18 protein-coding genes are annotated in these 17,189 nt (G+C 60.3%); 8 read left to right on the top strand and 10 right to left on the bottom strand.

Translation table 11 applies throughout. The features are described 5' to 3' along the window. Positions 1 to 46: 46 nt before the first annotated feature. From AC0L21_RS11150 to AC0L21_RS11140, 3 genes are all read right to left on the bottom strand, one after another. Positions 47 to 742 (bottom strand): endonuclease/exonuclease/phosphatase family protein, encoded by a 696-nt coding sequence (locus AC0L21_RS11150; protein ID WP_473261224.1) that lies wholly within the window; start codon positions 740 to 742, stop codon positions 47 to 49. Continuing rightward, complete coding sequence (locus AC0L21_RS11145) at positions 742 to 2,877, bottom strand: VTT domain-containing protein (protein ID WP_473261222.1); 2,136 nt, start codon at positions 2,875 to 2,877, stop codon at positions 742 to 744. The genes AC0L21_RS11150 and AC0L21_RS11145 overlap by 1 nt, the downstream gene beginning before the upstream one ends. 85 nt (positions 2,878 to 2,962) lie before the next feature. Beyond that, positions 2,963 to 3,259 carry a hypothetical protein gene (locus AC0L21_RS11140; protein ID WP_473261219.1) on the bottom strand — a complete coding sequence of 99 codons (297 nt, stop codon included), beginning with the start codon at positions 3,257 to 3,259 and terminating at the stop codon, positions 2,963 to 2,965. 315 nt (positions 3,260 to 3,574) lie between these two features. Between AC0L21_RS11140 and AC0L21_RS11135 the strand changes: the two genes are divergently transcribed. After that, complete coding sequence (locus AC0L21_RS11135) at positions 3,575 to 3,781, top strand: hypothetical protein (protein WP_473261216.1); 207 nt, start codon at positions 3,575 to 3,577, stop codon at positions 3,779 to 3,781. A gap of 41 nt (positions 3,782 to 3,822) precedes the next feature. Here AC0L21_RS11135 and AC0L21_RS11130 read toward each other — a convergent pair whose 3' ends face one another. Then, complete coding sequence (locus AC0L21_RS11130) at positions 3,823 to 4,566, bottom strand: DUF7168 domain-containing protein (protein WP_473261213.1); 744 nt, start codon at positions 4,564 to 4,566, stop codon at positions 3,823 to 3,825. Positions 4,567 to 5,073: 507 nt separating this feature from the next. Here AC0L21_RS11130 and AC0L21_RS11125 point away from each other — a divergent pair. Together AC0L21_RS11125 and AC0L21_RS11120 are read left to right on the top strand one after the other, a co-directional pair. Then, a complete protein-coding gene (locus AC0L21_RS11125; RefSeq protein WP_456764339.1) occupies positions 5,074 to 5,253 on the top strand; it encodes a hypothetical protein in 180 nt (59 codons plus the stop codon). A 14-nt stretch (positions 5,254 to 5,267) separates the two neighbouring features. After that, complete coding sequence (locus AC0L21_RS11120; protein ID WP_473261209.1) at positions 5,268 to 5,516, top strand: hypothetical protein; 249 nt, start codon at positions 5,268 to 5,270, stop codon at positions 5,514 to 5,516. A gap of 568 nt (positions 5,517 to 6,084) precedes the next feature. On the opposite strand, the gene AC0L21_RS11115 is transcribed toward AC0L21_RS11120, so the two are convergent. Further along, on the bottom strand, positions 6,085 to 6,420 hold the full coding sequence (locus AC0L21_RS11115) for a hypothetical protein (protein ID WP_473261207.1): 336 nt from the start codon (positions 6,418 to 6,420) through the stop codon (positions 6,085 to 6,087). Between the two features lie 781 nt (positions 6,421 to 7,201). On the opposite strand from AC0L21_RS11115, the gene AC0L21_RS11110 reads away from it, so the two are divergent. From AC0L21_RS11110 to AC0L21_RS11095, 4 genes are all read left to right on the top strand, one after another. Continuing rightward, the gene (locus AC0L21_RS11110) at positions 7,202 to 7,855 is read left to right on the top strand and encodes an acyltransferase family protein (protein ID WP_473261205.1); all 654 of its coding nucleotides are present in this window, start codon (positions 7,202 to 7,204) and stop codon (positions 7,853 to 7,855) included. 39 nt (positions 7,856 to 7,894) lie between these two features. Continuing rightward, on the top strand, positions 7,895 to 8,212 hold the full coding sequence (locus AC0L21_RS11105; protein ID WP_473261203.1) for a hypothetical protein: 318 nt from the start codon (positions 7,895 to 7,897) through the stop codon (positions 8,210 to 8,212). Positions 8,213 to 8,867: 655 nt separating this feature from the next. Then, positions 8,868 to 9,134 carry a hypothetical protein gene (locus tag AC0L21_RS11100; protein ID WP_473261200.1) on the top strand — a complete coding sequence of 89 codons (267 nt, stop codon included), beginning with the start codon at positions 8,868 to 8,870 and terminating at the stop codon, positions 9,132 to 9,134. A gap of 181 nt (positions 9,135 to 9,315) precedes the next feature. Then, the gene (locus AC0L21_RS11095) at positions 9,316 to 9,495 is read left to right on the top strand and encodes a hypothetical protein (RefSeq protein WP_473261198.1); all 180 of its coding nucleotides are present in this window, start codon (positions 9,316 to 9,318) and stop codon (positions 9,493 to 9,495) included. Positions 9,496 to 10,460: 965 nt separating this feature from the next. Here the strand turns inward: AC0L21_RS11095 and AC0L21_RS11090 are convergent. Then, positions 10,461 to 11,102, bottom strand: coding sequence for a class I SAM-dependent methyltransferase (locus AC0L21_RS11090; RefSeq protein ID WP_473261196.1), 642 nt, complete (start codon positions 11,100 to 11,102; stop codon positions 10,461 to 10,463). Positions 11,103 to 11,392: 290 nt separating this feature from the next. On the opposite strand from AC0L21_RS11090, the gene AC0L21_RS11085 reads away from it, so the two are divergent. Beyond that, entirely contained in the window at positions 11,393 to 11,599 is a 207-nt protein-coding gene (locus tag AC0L21_RS11085) for a hypothetical protein (protein ID WP_473261194.1), read from the top strand. Between the two features lie 151 nt (positions 11,600 to 11,750). Here the strand turns inward: AC0L21_RS11085 and AC0L21_RS11080 are convergent, their stop codons facing one another. The 4 genes from AC0L21_RS11080 to AC0L21_RS11065 form a co-directional block, all read right to left on the bottom strand. Continuing rightward, a complete protein-coding gene (locus tag AC0L21_RS11080; RefSeq protein WP_473261191.1) occupies positions 11,751 to 12,761 on the bottom strand; it encodes a M23 family metallopeptidase in 1,011 nt (336 codons plus the stop codon). 17 nt (positions 12,762 to 12,778) lie between these two features. Further along, the gene (locus tag AC0L21_RS11075) at positions 12,779 to 13,861 is read right to left on the bottom strand and encodes a helix-turn-helix transcriptional regulator (protein WP_473261186.1); all 1,083 of its coding nucleotides are present in this window, start codon (positions 13,859 to 13,861) and stop codon (positions 12,779 to 12,781) included. A gap of 178 nt (positions 13,862 to 14,039) precedes the next feature. Then, on the bottom strand, positions 14,040 to 15,404 hold the full coding sequence (locus AC0L21_RS11070; protein ID WP_473261181.1) for an HlyD family type I secretion periplasmic adaptor subunit: 1,365 nt from the start codon (positions 15,402 to 15,404) through the stop codon (positions 14,040 to 14,042). Further along, the gene (locus AC0L21_RS11065; protein ID WP_473261178.1) at positions 15,401 to 17,116 is read right to left on the bottom strand and encodes a type I secretion system permease/ATPase; all 1,716 of its coding nucleotides are present in this window, start codon (positions 17,114 to 17,116) and stop codon (positions 15,401 to 15,403) included. The genes AC0L21_RS11070 and AC0L21_RS11065 overlap by 4 nt, the downstream gene beginning before the upstream one ends. Positions 17,117 to 17,189 lie beyond the last annotated feature (73 nt).

Here is a 17,189-nt window from a genome sequence, read left to right as displayed (position 1 = left end):
ACAACCCCATGCACAGTAGCCAAGTGCTTCTGCAGACAGCACTTTTTTATCGCGCTGACGGTGCGTTCGACTCGGCTGGGATCTCGATGTCGGCAATAACAGGTAAATGGTCTGAATAGGCCCTCGCCCCTTCGTCGGTCCAAACCTTCCCGATCGGGCTGTCGGACGTTGCATAAATCCGGTCAAGCCGCAGCAGCGGCAGATGCGACGGGAAAGTTCGCAGCCGCGTACGGTTCGGGCAGACCTGCGCGAGCACGCGCCGCACCGATTTGATCCAGAACCAGTCGTTGAAATCCCCGAGGACGACGGTCCTTGCAGGTTTCACCAGGCTCACCAGCGCCCGAGCTTGCGCGTGGCGCTCGTGGATGCTCAAGCCGAGATGCGTGGCCACCACACGGACATCGCCGACCGGCGTCAGCAGTCCCGCGGCGATCGCTCGGCGCGGCTCGCGCTCACGATACGATACGTCGACGATCTCGGGGGGGCCGGAGAATGGGAAGCGGCTCAGGAGCGTCTGGCCGTATTCGCCATCGGCCGTGACGATCGACTTGGCGTGAACACGGTGATCGCCGACGACACTCGCCAGCTTCGCAAACGGATCGTCCGATCGGGATCGCGAATCCACCTCCTGAAGCGCGACGACATCGGGAGCCCATTTGCGAATGATGGAACAGATACCCTCGAGATCGAATTTCGGATTGAGATTGAAGGTGCCATGCACATTCCATGTCATGAAGCGCATCAGCGCCTCCCGGCGAGCCACGTCGCGACGAATTGCGCGCCTGCGCAGATCGCGAGCCAGCCCAGGAACGCCAGTGCGAGCAGCAATATGTTGAGCCAAGACGCATTCCTGGCGAGATCTGCGATCTGAGCACCCAAAACGGCCATGGCGAGAATGCCGGGCGTCATGCCGAGCAGCGTTCCGACCAGGAAGTCACGCAGCGGCAGCGTGCTCGCGCCAGCCACGACATTCACCACCGAGAACGGCGCGATCGGAATCATCCGGATGATGACGACAGCCAGAATGCCCTTGCCGACAACACGCTCCTGGATGCGCGCGATACGTCGTCCGAGCAAACGCTGGAGGCGTTCGCGGCCGAGTGCCCGACCAATTGCAAAGAGGACAAAGGCGCTGAGCACGACGCCCGTCATGGCGGTGACGAAGCCCAGCCACGGCCCCAGTGCGGCAGCAGTTGCCGCAATGAGCACGAGAACCGGAAACACGACCAACCCGCCGACGACGAAAGCTGCAATCGCGAATGGCGGCCCCCAGACGGACTGCGAGTAGGCAGACAGCAACGTCGACATTCGGCCGGCGTCGGCAAAATCGCTCAAGGACGTGTATGACCAGGCCATCGCCAGTCCAAAAAGCGCCACGGCTATCGATACCATCCCGATGATCGTCTTCGTGTTCCACATGCGAGATGCCGCCCGCTCCAGATGAAGAGGCCGCTCAGGATCCGCCACGGGCTGAACCATTGTGGCCAGAGTGCTGGTCAGCACCGAGGATTCCACGTCCCGCAGGGCCTTCGTCCCGCTGGCCTTAGAGACGTCGTCCAGGAGCGCAAAAAGACGATCCTCGTTTTGCGCGACGACCTGTTCATCGAGACCGCAGAAATGGCCGATGAGGCGACGGCGGACCGAGGCGATGAAATTTCGATGCTCGTCTGAGGCGGCTTCAAAGATCAGGTCACACTCGCTGTCGGCGCCCATCGATCGATTGTTCAGATTGGCCGAACCGATCCTCAAGATCCGATCGTCGACGATCATGAGCTTGCTGTGCACCATCACGGCCGCTTCCGTGTTCCCATTCCGCGACACCGGGTAGACGAAGCGGATGCGATCGGCGACGCCGGCCGAACTGAAGCAGTCGATGAAGGTGCCGCGGCCGTTCTGCATGGCCTGGGATTCCAGCCACGAGGAATGCAGTTTCGGCGTGACGACCACAACCCGAAGCGAAGGCACGCGCAGCATCTGCTCCGCCAATTCGCGCGCGATCTTGGTGGCGCTGGTGAACTGGTTCTCGATGTACACGAAGCTCGTCGCGGACCGGATCGCCGCGATCAACGAGCGTTCGACCTCATGAGTGCCAGCACCTGCGGGAAAGACGACCTCGGTCCTGGCGATACCCACGGGCAAGTGCTCGGCCTGCACCGGCACCGTCTCCGGCCACCGAATGCCCTTCCGCACGCGCCGATCATCAGGCTGTCGGCCTGCCGCGCGCCAGCGTTGCTCCACGAGTTCGAACAGCCACGCCGCCGCGTCGCCGTCCACCAGGCATTGAACATCATGAAACGGCAGATATGGCTTGCCCTGGGGATCACAGCGCGAGGCGTGAGCGGCGCGATGATCACTGGTGTCCCAGCGCCTGATCGTCAGATCGAGCCCGCCGACGAACGCCAGTGAGCCGTCGACACAGACGATCTTCTGGTGTTGGGCGGACCCGAATGGAAGCGTGGCATCCAGGTGAAACCGGACGCGGCCATCTGTATCGGGGGTAAACTTGGCCGCGGAATTCCATTCCCTCTCGGAGGCGTAGAACGATACGAAGTCCCAGACGAGAATGTTGATCCGCAAGGTGGGACGTCGTTGGACCAGCGCGCGCAGCAATGGGCCGAGCTGTTCCGGCAAGCCATCCTCCGCTCGCCCGAACTCGCCGACCAGCCTGGTCTCACTATGGATATCCCACCCGACGATATAAACGAGATCCTGCGCCTGCAGCAGGGCCTGCCGCAGGGCCGCGAAATAAGCGGCGGCATCGTTCAGAACCGCCACACGCCGCGCCTCGCAGCGCCGCCAGACGGTGTCGCCGGGGATCAGGGTCGATGAGCTCTGAAGCAGGGAGACCTCGCAAATTGCGTTCGCGTTGAAACGCATTGAACGCGCAAGGAGTTCCCCAACTCAGACCCGGGAGACACTGTTCAGTATGTGCTGATTCCGGCTCCACAGTCTCCCCTCGCCGCTACTTGGTTCTGACAGTCTTTGCACCTGCGCCCTTCAAGGCGTCTGCAATCTTCTCGGGCGCATCGCCGTGAAAGTCCACGGAGACCTCGATCCGACCTTCCAGCTTCTGATGTCCCTCCGGCGCAGGCGCGGCCTTGGCGTCAGGACCGGCCGGGCGTGTCCCCGATGTGTTCGCGCCACCGACGGCCTGGACGAAGACGTCGCTTCGCGGCACGCCGCATTCCTGCACGACATGCTCAACCGCAAGCTCGGCGCCGCGCCGCGTGTCGAATTCTCCGATGATCGTGCTTTCCAAGGGCGCCCTCCGTTGCTGGACCAGCGAACAACAGGCCAGCGAGGGCGAGGTTCCTGAACGCGCGAGCGTTTAGAACCGAACGATCCCCAACATAAAAAGTAGCGCGAGAGTGATCAATCCGGAGACCAGCAGCGAGCCGAGGCATCCCAGCCGGTTCGAGAAAAAGAAGAACATGCGTTGCCCATCCCATAGCTTCGTGCCGGGCTAAGTTCTCCCATTCGACAGCGTTCCTGGCGGCGTTTTGGGACGCGCGAACAAGAATCAATCCAAGGACCAATCCAAGAACCAATCATTGCGCGCGACGTTGAGTCCGCGATGTCAGACGCTTTTGATTATTTCCGAGCGCATGCGGTCCGGGCCCTTTGCAAGGCCCGGGCGATGCCGCGCGGACGCATGAAACATCTGCAAACCATCGTGGCCCGGATCTACCACCTGCTGACCAAGGAGGCTGCGTACGGGCCGAACCTGCAGCATATGGACGACTTCCGGGCCGCCCAGAAGCTCGAGAAGTCCATCGACTGAACTGCGATGACGGTGACGCTGCACGGCCTCGCCCGACGCGTTCAACTCCGTTTGCAAGCTGTCCCCGCCTGCGACTCGCCAAGCCCGGGATTGATGGCGAGCGACGCTCCGGCGGCGCCGCCGGCTTCATAGGCGGTCATCGACACCATCCGGCTCGCGCTGCGCTGGGTCCGCATCTTCAGGTCGAGCTTGTCGAACTCCGCATCGACCACCGAGGTCTTGAGAACCACCAGCCCGCGGCCGGTGCTTTCGTTGACCTGATCGCGACCGGCCTTGATCGCCATCAGCCTGTCCGCGACGGACGCCACCATCCCGAGCGCGAAGGAGGCATTGGCCAGATGCCGCTCCTGGTGCCGGAACCTGCTGTACTCGACCGAGGTCTTGAAGCGGCCGAGTTCGGCGCGCACGGCGCCGTCGATCAACTCGGCCAGATAATGCGCGACCTCGATGTCCGCGCCGAGACCGAAGAACACATAGTGGTTCTCGCCGGCCGCGTTCTTCTCGCGCCAGACTCGACAATCGCAGAAACGAGCGATTGCCCCGATGCAGTCGTCCAGCGGAATTCGCTTCTTGCGAAAAGTCTCGTAGACCCTCCGTTCGCACGGCGACGCGCGCAGCTCGACGTCGGTGAGCGACAGATCGTGGCGATCCAGCAGCTCGGCGACCTTGGCGGCGGCAGACAGCGCCTCGTCCTCGGTGCAGCCATTGGCGATCGTCTTGGCCCGCAACGCCTGAATGCGGAGCTTCAGCTTGTCGAGTGCAGCCGGATTGGATGTCTGATTCACCGATCACCTGTCCGGGTAAACCCGACGGATAGACCGGCGGAAGGGGTGTCTTGTCAACTGTATTGATCTTCGACGCTTTTTCGAACGGACCTCGCTCTCCTTCTACCGTGCGGTGCACGACCTCGCCGCACTTGATCGTAACATGCAGAGACGAGGCTTCACTCCAATCGACGCTCTCGCTCAAATTCTACCGCAACTGACAGATCACCGTTCGGAAGCAGACCACCACAAGCCGAACGAGGTTGCGCCTGGTTTTGGCGGCTGCGTCGTGTTCACAGTATTTCGAGCTTGCAGTCAGCGGGTTTTGATCCCTGCGCTTGCTGAGGTTAGTCGCGGCAGACTGGTGCATTGAAAGACGCAGTGATCAAGGCCGTCGATCGGTTTGTGCCGCGACACATTCCTGAAGGAATTAGCTTCGCTGTTAAGGTTTAGCGGTCAGGTTAACTCCAGCGAACGTTTTGCTGAGAGCGTCCAATTCGATATGACCTCGAGCAGAGGAATATTCGAATGTCCACTAGAACCGCATTTCAAACTGCAGATGCAGACGAGCCCCACAACTTTTTCGATATCGCCATTCCCCTCACCTTCAGCGCTGTAGCCGTCCTGGCCACAGCTGTTTCGCTGGAGGCGATTGGGTTCATCGCTTGGCAGCCAGCCACCTTTTTGGTTGCCTATATCTTTGGCTGACGCGATTGGCTGGCATGAGCGAGTTCGAAGGCCTATCTGACCAGTTCATTCTGCGGATGCACGAGTTCATCCGCCAAGAGGTGCAAGCAGATAGGCTAGCCGGCACGCGTTTTGTCGGATTGCCAGCGAGGCTGCGCGCGGAGGCTCTTGCACGCGAAATCGAGCGGCGCGGTTTGCTTTGCACGGCAATTGACTGGCCTCAGCATCTTGAGCCTGGAGCGGACAAATACGCGCCGACCATTGGACACCGGAAGACGATCTAAAAGGCTCTCGCCTAGCGGCCTCTGTCTAACCAGTCCCCGGCCCCTCTGAGCCGGGGCCGTCTCTCCATGAGACTACCGCTAGGTTGGCGCCTCGCGCAGCTAACTCCCGGTCCAAATCTTTCAGGCGCCGGAGCAGGTTCTCGACGATCTCCATGCAATCGGAAGGTCCCAACGATTGCACGCCGCGCGCCGCTAGCTCGCGCTCCAACATGGCGGCTATAATGATTTGAATGCTCACAAATTCTCCGCCGGCTTCGCCCCAGAGACGGTACGGCTCAACTTAAAAATGGGTTTCGCTAAAGCGAAAGGCCGCAGGGTGGTTCCAGCCCCCACTGCGGCCATCCCTGGCAAATTAGAAACTGGTACTTAAATCTCGCCGGTGTTCTCACAGTAGAACACCGTGTTCCGAATAAGGATTCCGTAAGACTACCGGAATTCCAAGCGGCCCGGATTGTCACCCGGATGAGGAAATGGCACCGGTTCCTTACCAGCCCCATGCTCCCGGCTGCGGATCAGAGCGCCGGGAGCGACGCTAGGCGGTACGTAGACTTCCCATATTCCAGGGTCCCTACCGCCACAGCCGGCGCGTGATGTTGAACAACGCCGCAAGCGGGACGCCCACCAAGACACCCAGCATGCCGTACGACGTGACCAGCAGCGCAGCACCAAGCGGCCCCGCGCTTGTCGCAAATCCATAGGCTGCGCCTAAGCCTCCCAGCGTCCCGGCAAAGACGACCATGTTGCGGTCGTTGCGCGCCTCGACGTTATAGATCGGGGGCCTTTTGCGGTGAAGAATGGGAGGACCGAACGGCACCTTCGAGCCGCAATTTGGACAGGCCGCCGCACTCGCTGACACCGGGTGGTCGCAGTCGCAGCAATCGATCAGCTTTTTGGTCCTTCCCATGCTGCAAATCGTAGCGGCGGGGCGGCCAGTCCACAAGTTCGGCAGCTACTCCCAGCTCACGTCCTGCATGAACACTGCAGGGCCGCTCTGATCCCCTCGCATTCCCCGCGTTTGAGCGGCGTTGAAAACCTGCGCGCGCGCACGGAAGGTTGACCAGCTCGGGACCTTTCTCGCCGACCATGGCATGTCCACTCGGCGCCGAACTGGTGCCGCTTGCGAACATGGGAATGGAGTGGCCGCCCGTTCTGGCGCCGAGAGCGGCACCAGACCACGTGGGCACGCTGCCCGGAGCCCGCGCTGCCACCAAGCGCAAGCAACGAACCCAGCCGTTTTAGATCAAGCGCTTCTTCGACACAAAAAGACGTATCAGGACACCGTCGGACTAGGAGGTGGCAGAAGGGGCGCCCGATCAATCGTCTTGAAATTGCTCGACTCTTTCGAGCGCGTCGCGAGCGATCTACGGTCCTATCCACGGCGAATTTCGCAGCCTCACGACCGTAGTTTTCGGCCATCTCAAGCAGTGCATCGGCCTCGCCGGGCACCCTGCTCTCCTCCGCCAGGTCGCGACGCAGACGCTCCATGTACGCGAGCTCGTCGACGTCGTGCTGATGGCGACCCATGCGGCCGATCAGACTTCGGCCGGTTCCTGTTTGCAAGTGGGCGGCGCTATCTCAACGCCTTGTCACGCGCCGCGTTCAAGCTCGGTTCGTCAAGAAGGAGCGAAGCCCTGGAAAGACGTAGGAGGCTTGATCGATCGCACCGACATCTGTAGCCAGTCATCATGGGGAAAGAGCACAAGCTTGAGGGACTACAGGCCGCTCGGGCGCTCGCCGCGCTGTCCGTGGCTTATTTCCATTCCTACGTCGCGGTGCGCGGAGCGTTTCCGGAAACCGCGTGGATGCCCATCCCATGGCTCAAGCAGTGGGGCTTCCTCGGGGTGAACCTGTTCTTCGCGATCTCTGGCTACGTGATTTGCCTAGTCGTCGCAAAACCCTCGTTCACGGTCGCGAGCTTCGCACTGAAGCGCGCCTTCCGTCTCTATCCGATGTACTGGATCGCCATTGCGGCCGTGCTGGGGTTGATTGCCTGGGGCAAATACGCGCCCCAAGCCGCATCGCACGTTCTGTATTCGATGACGCTGCTGCCACAGGCCGGCGCATCGGCCTACGACCCGAGCTGGACACTCGAGCGCGAGATCGTGTTCTATGCGCTGGCTGCTGCAGTCGTCCCAATTGCGGGCGTCGGCGGACTGGCGACCGCGCTCGCAACGCTCGCCGCGACAGGCTGGTACCTTGGCAATCCGTGGTCGTTTCATTTGGTCTCGACGACGCAGGCGGACTTCCTAGCCGGTGTCGTCGTTTTCCTCGCCCGCGGCGTGGTCGTCCGCGCCGGAAGCACGCTGCCGCTGATCGCGGGCGTTGCTCTGCTGATCTGAACGCGCAGTCACGATTTCATATTTTCGGTGCCGCTCTCGATGGCGCTGATCCTTGCTGGTTTGGCCACTCTCGAACTGCCCTGGCGCCGACGCCCGCTCAGCTGGCTAGTTGCTGCAGGCGACGCGTCCTACTCGATCTACCTGTTGCACTACATCGTGTTCCTGACGGCCTCCATAGTCGGCGGCCAGTGGTTACCTTTCGCTTTGCCGGCGTGGAGCTGCGAAATCTGGCGCTTCGCGACTCTGCTCGCCTGCTGCCTTATTTCATATTTCACATGGATAGCAATCGAGCGCCCGATGATCCGTCTGAGCGAGCGGTTGAGCAAACCGCGGGTTTTGACCGAGCAGCTTGCGTAGTTTGGTTGGCGCGTTGCCTCGCTTTCGACACCCACTACGCGCAGTGGCTCGCGACCGCCTCGACCTACTAAATCGATTATTTGCGGAGGACTTACTGACGGCGCGGTCATATCGTCTCACAGCGTCGCGATGCTCGACGATACGGACGAACGTCGGGTCCCCGCTCCGCGCGGGCGTGAGGTACATCCGGCCGGCATAGAGCACTTGGACCGGCTGCTTCCCCGCTCGCTCCTCCGGAGTGCCGTTCTTGGAGCGGCGGGGCTTCCTGGAGTGGGCCCCGCGGGTGACGCTGTACGGAAGCGCCTTCACCTCGGCCACGTTCTCAGGAGGCAAGGCCGGCGAACCACGGTGCGCGTGGGAAGTGCGATGATGTTGGAGATGGTAGTGGTGCTCGCGGTTTGAACCGGCTTCTGAAGGCCGGGCGCCAGCGGGATACAGAGGGAAACAATGTCCTGGCGGAAGGGGTGTCTCGTCAACCTTATTGATTCCACTCCATTTTTCATGCTCTTCGGAAAAATAGCTACGGTGTTTGCAACGGTCGCGTCAGCACTTTTTTAACCGTAGTTTTCCCAATGAGCGAGTGTTGCGACCTGCTCGCTTCCAGGCAAACGGTCGCGGAGCGCAAGCATGGGCGCTTGAGGTTTTGATTCCAGCGATGAAGCACGTCACCGAACGCCCTTTTGCCGATCCCGTAGTCGCCGCGCGTCAGCTCGTTCAGCTGGCTTCGGGCATCAAGGCAGTAGAGGACGGCAGAATCCATATCGAGAAGATCAACTACCCATTCCTCTACACGCTCAAGGCAAGCGGCGCGGAGTTCGGCGCCGGCATCAGGTGCGCTGTCGAGAAGGGCTGGCTGGAGCTGCATGAGAGCGGGACATACGTGCGGCTCTTGACGCCGGGTGAGGATTCGCTTGGTCAATAGATCAGCGTGAAGGAGAACCACGCCGCGAGTGACGCGCAAAGACAAATTCCAAGATAAGGCAATGCAAGGCGCATCGGGCTTCCCTCCGAAACGCAAATATAGATCATCATGTCATGCTGGGACCACAACCACCAGGAATCAGGGGTTGTAATCGCGCGCCTTCCGGCAGGCTGCGCTTGACGTGAAATGGCCCCGCTCCTTCGACGAGCCCATACCGCTGCCCGATGGCCGCAAGCTGGTGACGCTGCTCGATGCCGGCGAGTACATCAGCGCTCTGCCGAAGATGGAGCATCAGGCGCCCGAATGGCAAGCCGCGATGGAGACGTTGATCATGGTCGAAGAAGCGGCGGCCCGACGATGATCTCCCGCATCGGCGTCATGCGGGCTTTGAACCGGCACCACGTCGTCAAGTTCAACCGGAAGGGCAAAAAGCCGTATTGGGGTCGGCGCAAGCTGAAGAGAGATGAGTGAAAGAGGCCGCCAACTGAGGCGGCCTCTGGGCTGGATTCAGCGCTCGCTTAAACGCGGGCGGCGATTTCATCCAACGTAGCACTCCGGGGCTGGCAAGAGCGCTAAGCCGGTACGGCTCTCGCGCATTAGGTTCTGTGAATGTGTCCTAAATCCAACTGATCGGAGTAAGAGAAAAACCGAATTCGCATTGTTGAACCTGACGCGCCCGCGGCGGCATCGGCCAAGGCCGCTGTCCATGTCAGTTTCGCTGTCATCCATTCTGCAACAGTTCGCCAGTTCCGTTAATGGAAACAACGATTTATGTTGCGCCAGAAGCACGCGGGCATAGCATCGCTGAAGCCGGGGCTGGTTCATATTCCACCTATTTATTTAACCCGGCGGGGCCGCAGCGCCGATAGGTGCTGTGGCCCTTTTTGCGTCATGTCGCCAGCGGCTTCCCGATAACGCCTTGGTGAACGAAACCGTTTGCCGCCTTGCGCGAAGCACTCCCGAAATGGTCCGGGTCTAACCTCCGCTCATTGACGAGGGGATTTCAAAATGATGACGCTCAAAGCAATTGCGCTTGTTGTTGGTGCCGGATTTATCTTCGCGATGTCTTCAGGTGAGTTGGGCGCGGACGTGGTTCTCGCCGTCGTCGCTTGCCTCTCATAACGAGAAGGCCCGCCAGCGCGAGCCGGCGGGCCCTGGGAATGGGTCACTGCGGAGGCTTCTTCGTCGCGGTTGGCGGCTTCGCTGTGCCGCTCTTCGGGGTACCATAATTCGCTGAGGTACGAGAGCCATAGCCCCAAGCTTACCAGCGTCGAGCCGAAGTATCGGCCTCCGGGCCATCTCCAATGCTCCAAGAACCGAGGTCAACTAACAGATAAACTCGTATATGCAAGTGGTGCCGTACGGCGCTTCTTCCCGCCGCCACCTAGGTTGGATCGTTCTAACCTTTCGCCACTTGCCCGTCGCAAGGAGCGCTCCCTCCTCCACGGGATTGTAGTAGATCAGGCGAATGCGCCTGGGTGCACGTTCCAGCGAACGAGCTGTGCTTGAAAACACATGCTCCAAAATCTTCCCGCGAACGGGATTGTTCATGTACATTACGGTCACGTCATCGGGGATTTCGAAATCCCGCAGGTCAGCACAAATCAGTTCAACTTTTGCAGCGCGCAATCTATCTGCAACGGATGCCAAATTGCTCTGAGCTATGTCGTGAAAGTCCCTTACGAACTCCACGCCGATCACCCGCGCAAATGGGTAATCCTTTGCGGCGACAAGAACAGCTCGCCCCTTTCCAGAGCCGATATCTAGAAACACGTCTTGCGCATTAACGGAGTTGCTGGGGAGCGCCCAACGTAGCTGACGCCAATTCATCGGCGTATAACAGACGTTTTCTGCGTCGTGTTTGTCCAATATCAAACGTCCGCTTGTGCGAACGCCGTAGCGTCTTTCGTAAACTAGATCGCTTACCCAATGCTTCGCAGACGCAATCCCTTTTGAAACCGCCGACATTCCAAGCTCCCGTTAAGGCGCCTATCGCTGTTTCGGCAGAGTATCAAGAACAACCCGCACGTCATCTAGCGCATGTTAAATCGGGGTGCGCCACGTTGACGCCCCTGATTACCCTCTCGGCTTGAAGGGGTGACGATGCGCAGCAGTTCGGATTCGCCTCAACGCCCCCGCAGCCGTTGTTCCTTTCTCGGAACAGGAAAAAATGGCAAAAAACTTAGCGTAGGTTATTTCCCACTGTCGCGATCCGGCGAAGCATCAGGACCCTTCAGTGGCGTTCTGGGGAGCTTCACATGTCAATCAAGAGCACGATTATTGCTGCACGCCTCGAACTCCTCAGCGACCGAATCCGGCGTCTTGCCATCAGATCGCGCATTGAGGAGCAATACGACGAGGTCCTCATTCTGAGAGAGACACTTCGGATCGCCAACACCAGCGAGAGGAGGCGCCGGCCGCTGCGTGCGAAGGACGCGGACGGTAACCTTGCTGCGTTACCTTAAGCCCAGCGCACACTTGCAGGTCGCCTGACCACCGCAGCAGTATCGCTGTGCCAGTCGTCTGACCGCGTATAGCGGGGCGGGCCGTTCCGGCAACCAATCAGACTTTCAAAAGGCCCGTGGCGTCGGGGCGCTCCCGAGCACAGGCGCGGCGCTAGAGCATGAGCTCCAGGTCCTTCCTGAGCACGACCTGGCCATCCCGCTCGACAACATAAGTGGCCTTGTAGGACCCGCGTTCCCAACCCCCAGGGGGTCGCTTCTTCCCCGCAAAGAGCATGAATTGCGCCTTGTTGGCCTGAAGCGGCCCAGACCGATTTTCCGCAATGACGTTCTCGAGAGGATCCGTGATGACCAGCCATTGCGCATCGCCTGCCTTGAGCCCGATAGCCCGCACGAATGCGACAATCGCCATCGAACTGGCAGACGGCATTTGCCTCTCGGCACTACCGTCCTCGATGAGTTCCATCGTGACCGGACCCGTCGTAAAGCCGGCGTTGAGGATGGCTCGTTCCTGATACTCGAGTTTCGGGCGCAAGGCAGTAAGCCAGAGGGATTGACCGCCTTGGCAAGACTCGGGACGTACGCCATACGCAAATGGATCGACGACCGCGCCATTGTGCCTCACCGTGAAATGCAGGTGAGGATACTCCGTGAGGCCGGAGAGACCGACACGGCCGATCGGCTGTCCAAGTTCGACCTTGTCTCCAAGTTTGACCAACACACTTCCGGCGGCCAGGTGGCAGTACTGGGTTTCCCACTGCTCCGGGTGTTCGATGACGACGCCATTGCCGCATTCAGCCTCGCGCACCGCTTCGCGCCCCGATTTTGTAAAAGTCCCGTCTGGAGCGTCATTGCGGATACGAAGAATGCGGCCGCCTGCCGCTGCGCGCACTTCCACGCCGGCCTTTTGCATTGCCAGTGAGGGCAAGCGAAAGTCGGTGCCGTTGTGTTCGTCATAAGTCAGCGTGCCGCACTTGTAATCTCGCGCCGACCGAGACGGATCGAGATCCGTGTAATTCTGGATATAGCAGGTACGGCCAGGCTCGCAGGCAACAGGAAGCGCCAATTGAATGCTCTGGGCATCGGCATGGAAGCCGACCCCAACCAATACCAGGGCGGCAAACGCCCGGTGGAGCAAACCTGCGCAGCTCATGCGATTCGACATCGCGGAGACCCCCGTACTCAGTCAGGCGAATGCTTGCCAACCCGCCGCAATCGCATCGAGCCCTCTTCATCCAATCGACGGTCGGAGACCAGCCGGCTCACCGAGTTCTCCCGCCTGCCAGCGCCAAAAGGCGACTGGGTGAGATGATACAGAAGAAAGAATTCCGACTGTCGATTGATCCCTAGTTTCAGCATGATCCTCTTGGTGTAGGTTCGCACCGTTGCCTCGGTCAGCCGAAGCTCGGCTCCAATATCGCGAGGGCACTGGAATTGAAGAATCCGGGTGACGATTCTTTCCTCAGCCCAGTTCAATCGGAAGGCAGATGCAATGCAGTGCGCGCCCTGCACGTCGTCGAATTGCGGCACGACAATGAGGGCCTTTCCCAGCTTGTCATGCGTTGGAACAACGCCGATCTTGGCGAAGGCGAACTGCTGACGATCCATCGAGAGCGGTACCGTAGTATTGAATGATCCATGAGTCCCGCTCTCGATCAGCACCTTCCCGACTGCCTCCCGCAAGCTCTCGGTCACGGAGCCGCATGAGCCCGCGAGCCTGCCTCCGTCCATCCTTAGCAGCTGGCGCTTGGCAAGCAGTACTCGTCCACCACGATTGACTGCGTAAATGTGCAGGCTCTGGTCCGCGACGATGGCGGGAAAAGTCAGCTCTTCGAGCCAGAGTTGCGCATCGACATGCCCCGGGGTTTGCCGGGCAAGTGAATGAGCGGCGTTCCATAACGGGCGTACGGTATGCGCCAAACCAGGAATCTCGGCTGACGCAAGCGCGGTCGGTCGCCATCCGGCCACGAATACGACCGTGGCTCGCTCATCGGAAGCAAACCTACCAATGACTGAATGACTCTTTACTGGGGGTTCCGCACCGATCAACTTGCGGACGAACCAGGTCCGGGAATTGATCGGCTCGAGCGAGGCGACGTCCTCAGGGGTGCCCGTGCGCGCAATTCGCTCAACCATCGTCGTGCATGACGGATCGGTTTGGGCGTCTCCGATTCTGACTTCTTCAAGCCCGGAGGAGGATATCATCGCTACGTAGCAGCTCCGGCAACCGAGCAATTCCGCCATGGCCTTCGCGAAATATTCCATTGCGATCTGTTGCGGGCGTGGCTCCGGACAAGGCCCTGATAGACTACATCCGTCATTGCCTTGCTTCGAGGCGCGCTCGACGCAACCGGAACGAAAATCATCCTGTGCGGACGGTAGTGCCTTACTGCACTCATGCACGGTCGCCTCCCTCGTAGGCCGGCCCACCCCTCACCAGCTCTTAATTCTCCCTGAACGCACGGTTGATCCGTAGCGTCATCGGCTGCAAAAGATATTCCGCAAAGGTTCGTTCCCCCGTCTCGACAAATATCTCGACAGGCATTCCAGGCATCAATGTGGAGATGTAGGAGGCTGTCGGCGCGTTGGGGTCCAGCTCAACCTCGGCCAAATAGGAGCTCTCGCCGGAACGGGTGTCGGTCAGCGCGTCTGCCGCAACGCCGACGACCCTTCCCTCGAGCATCGGCCGGCGACGAACGTTCAGCGCGTGAACCCGCACACGGGTGATCTGTCCGACATAGACCTCTTCCCGATCGGCAGGCTTCAATGTCGCCTCGATGACAAGCCGATCCTGCGTCGGAACGATTTCCAAAAGTGTTTCCCGAGGTCCAAGCACGGCATTGAGGTCCCTGCTGTTGAGGCCTACGATCCTTCCACTTTCCGGGGCACGCAATTCGGACCGGACAAGCTGGGCACGCAAGGCGGCAATTCGATGTCTGAGGTCACCGATTTCCTCGCTCGTCGCATGCCGCTGCTTGGCGATATCCTGATTTTGGTTGAATCCTAGCTGCCGGCGTCTGTCCTGCAACTCCGAGATCTTGCCCTGCATCTCCGAAATTGACGCGGCATTGCGATCGACCTGTCCGGCAGCCTCGGCTTCCGCGCGTTGCAACGCCAACACACGTGGTTTCCGGGCGAGGCCCTTTGCGAGGAGATAGCTCGTGTCGGCTATCTCTTCTCGCAGCAGTTTGAGTTGCTGTTCAAGTCCTTGAGTGTTGCTCTCCAGGCCACGGATGGCGTCCGCGTTTTGGAGCATCTGCTGATCGATCACCTTGCGCTCGTTTTCAATCGCGGCCAGTCGCGCGGCAAATTCAGCCTCCTGGGTTTGAATGGCGATACGTGCGGAGAGACGGGTCGCACTTTCCCGCAATTCGTCCGGAAACCGGATTGACTTCGCGGCATCTTGCTCCGCCGCCAGCCGGGCCTCCATCGCTAGGTCAGCAAAGAACTTGGTTTCGAGGGAACCAAGGGTCGCTTCAATCTGCGCGGTGTCGAGCCGCGCAATGAGTTGACCGGCTTCGACGTGATCGTTCTCCCGAACATAGATCGATTTGATGATTCCGCCCTCCAGGTGTTGCACCGCCTTGCGCTTTGAATGGACCTTGATGAATCCTGGTGCCACGACGGCGCCGCGGAGCGGAACCGTGGTTGCCCACAAGCCGAAGCCGCAAAATTGCAGGACGAGCAGCACACACCCCCAGACAATGATCCGTCGCATGTCGGATCGCGGTTGCTCCATCGGCCACGTCTTCGAGCCGAGGCCGGCAACAGGCGCGGAAATCGCGGAGGCATGACCGGTCTGCGTCATGGAAGGACCCTCCTGCCTGGCAGCTTCTGAGGTTCGACATTGCGAGGGAGCCCAGGCGAACCCGGTACCGGTGCCGGCCGCTGGGCGCGAAGAACTTCAAATGGCGGTCCGAAGGTGATCTGGTTGCCGTCCCTCAACAGCAGCACAGCATCGGCGATGGTCAACAGCCGCGGTCGGTGGGTGACGATCACCGATGCCGCGCCGCGCGCTTTGGCTGATTGAATGGCGGAGCACAACGCTTCTTCGCCGTCCGGGTCGAGATTGGCATTGGGCTCATCCAACAGGATCAATTTGCGATCGCCGAAGAAAGCGCGTGCAAGTCCAATGCGCTGACGCTGGCCGCCAGATAGCCTGCTGCCGTCGCGGCCGATCTCGGTCTGATAGCCGGCCGGAAGGGACAGGATCATTTCATGCGCCTGCGCGAGCATGGCCGCGGCGACGATAGCCTCGTCCCGTGCGCATTCATCAAACCCGGCAATTGCTTCGGCCACCGTTCCACCCAAGAGCTGCACGTCCTGGGGAAGGTAGCCGATGAATTGCCCAAGCTGATCAGGATCCCAGGTATGGAGTGCTGCGCGGTCCAACCGGATTGTACCGCTGCTCGGCCGCTCGAGGCCTGCCATCAAGCGCAGCAATGTGGATTTTCCAGCGCCGGTCGGTCCGATCACGACGACAAGTTCGGATGGCCGGCATTGAAATGATATGCCCGCGAGAACGGGACGCTGCGTTCCGCCAATCCGGAATGTCACCCGTTCGACCTGGAGAATGCCGGATGGCGGCGGAAGCAATGTCTTCTGCGCACGTGCAAGAACCGGCATCGCAGCGTTGCTGACTTGCGTCCAGGCGTCCTGCGCAGATGCCAACGCGCGCCAAGCCGAGACCAACCCTTCCATGGGCTGCAATGTGCGAGCTATCAGGATTGAACTCGCGATCAGACTGCCGGAGAGCACCTCGTTCCGGAGCACGAGCCAGGCACCGGCGCCGATGGCGGCAATCTGCAGAATCGTCCTAACCATTCGCGCGGCTGCCGCAATCGTGTAGATTCGTTCGCTAGCCCGCACCACCGGAGACAGGGCTTCGGCATTGAGGCTCATGAAGGCGCGGATGGCGCCTGGGGTCCAGCCCATCGCCCGCACCACGCTGGAGTGACGGACAATTCCATCGAGCATCGCCTGCGTCTTCAACGCGGCTTGCGAAGCCTGCGCAATTTCCCCGCGCGCGATCCAGTGGCTTGCAACACCCATCGCCAACAGGACCCCCACCCCAATCAGGGCTATGACGCCATACCAGGGGTGCAGGAAGAACAGGATAAGAATGAACACCGGGAGGAATGGAGCATCTATCAGCGATGTGACCGTTCCGCTCGACAGGAAACTTCTCAACTCGCGAAGCTTGACGAGATCGTGCTGCCGTCCGTCGCCCGGCGCCGTGCCGACGATGCTGCCCTCAAGGATGATCGGAGCGAGGCAATGCTCGAACCCAACCGCGAACCGACTCAACAGTCGGTTACGAAACGTGTCGAAGGCGGCGCTGAAGGCGAGAGCGCCCACAGCGATGACGGTGAGGCCGACAAGCGTCTCAACGCTACCGCTGCTGAGCACACGGTCGAACACTTCGATGGAATAGAAAGGTACGACCAGCAGCAGCATGTTTACGCACACGCTGAAACACACGATCCACATCAACGCGAATCGTCCCGGAATCAAGGTCACCAGCAATCTTTGGCCAGATGCTGGGATCGCACCACGGTTACGAGAATACATAACGGGCCGACACTATCACTGA

This window comes from Bradyrhizobium sp. WSM4873, assembly GCF_055811355.1.
This window is presented reverse-complemented; position numbering and strand designations above follow the sequence as displayed.

What these genes read in the sequence shown, in the direction of transcription:
- AC0L21_RS11070 (WP_473261181.1), bottom strand. Translation starts at nt 15,404, where the DNA reads ATGACGCAGACCGGTCATGCCTCCGCGATTTCCGCGCCTGTTGCCGGC.
- AC0L21_RS11135 (WP_473261216.1), top strand. Translation starts at nt 3,575, where the DNA reads ATGTCAGACGCTTTTGATTATTTCCGAGCGCATGCGGTCCGGGCCCTT.
- AC0L21_RS11120 (WP_473261209.1), top strand. Translation starts at nt 5,268, where the DNA reads ATGAGCGAGTTCGAAGGCCTATCTGACCAGTTCATTCTGCGGATGCAC.
- AC0L21_RS11085 (WP_473261194.1), top strand. Translation starts at nt 11,393, where the DNA reads ATGTCAATCAAGAGCACGATTATTGCTGCACGCCTCGAACTCCTCAGC.
- AC0L21_RS11150 (WP_473261224.1), bottom strand. Translation starts at nt 742, where the DNA reads ATGCGCTTCATGACATGGAATGTGCATGGCACCTTCAATCTCAATCCG.
- AC0L21_RS11115 (WP_473261207.1), bottom strand. Translation starts at nt 6,420, where the DNA reads ATGGGAAGGACCAAAAAGCTGATCGATTGCTGCGACTGCGACCACCCG.
- AC0L21_RS11100 (WP_473261200.1), top strand. Translation starts at nt 8,868, where the DNA reads ATGAAGCACGTCACCGAACGCCCTTTTGCCGATCCCGTAGTCGCCGCG.
- AC0L21_RS11090 (WP_473261196.1), bottom strand. Translation starts at nt 11,102, where the DNA reads ATGTCGGCGGTTTCAAAAGGGATTGCGTCTGCGAAGCATTGGGTAAGC.
- AC0L21_RS11110 (WP_473261205.1), top strand. Translation starts at nt 7,202, where the DNA reads ATGGGGAAAGAGCACAAGCTTGAGGGACTACAGGCCGCTCGGGCGCTC.
- AC0L21_RS11080 (WP_473261191.1), bottom strand. Translation starts at nt 12,761, where the DNA reads ATGTCGAATCGCATGAGCTGCGCAGGTTTGCTCCACCGGGCGTTTGCC.
- AC0L21_RS11125 (WP_456764339.1), top strand. Translation starts at nt 5,074, where the DNA reads ATGTCCACTAGAACCGCATTTCAAACTGCAGATGCAGACGAGCCCCAC.
- AC0L21_RS11075 (WP_473261186.1), bottom strand. Translation starts at nt 13,861, where the DNA reads ATGGAATATTTCGCGAAGGCCATGGCGGAATTGCTCGGTTGCCGGAGC.
- AC0L21_RS11145 (WP_473261222.1), bottom strand. Translation starts at nt 2,877, where the DNA reads ATGCGTTTCAACGCGAACGCAATTTGCGAGGTCTCCCTGCTTCAGAGC.
- AC0L21_RS11105 (WP_473261203.1), top strand. Translation starts at nt 7,895, where the DNA reads ATGGCGCTGATCCTTGCTGGTTTGGCCACTCTCGAACTGCCCTGGCGC.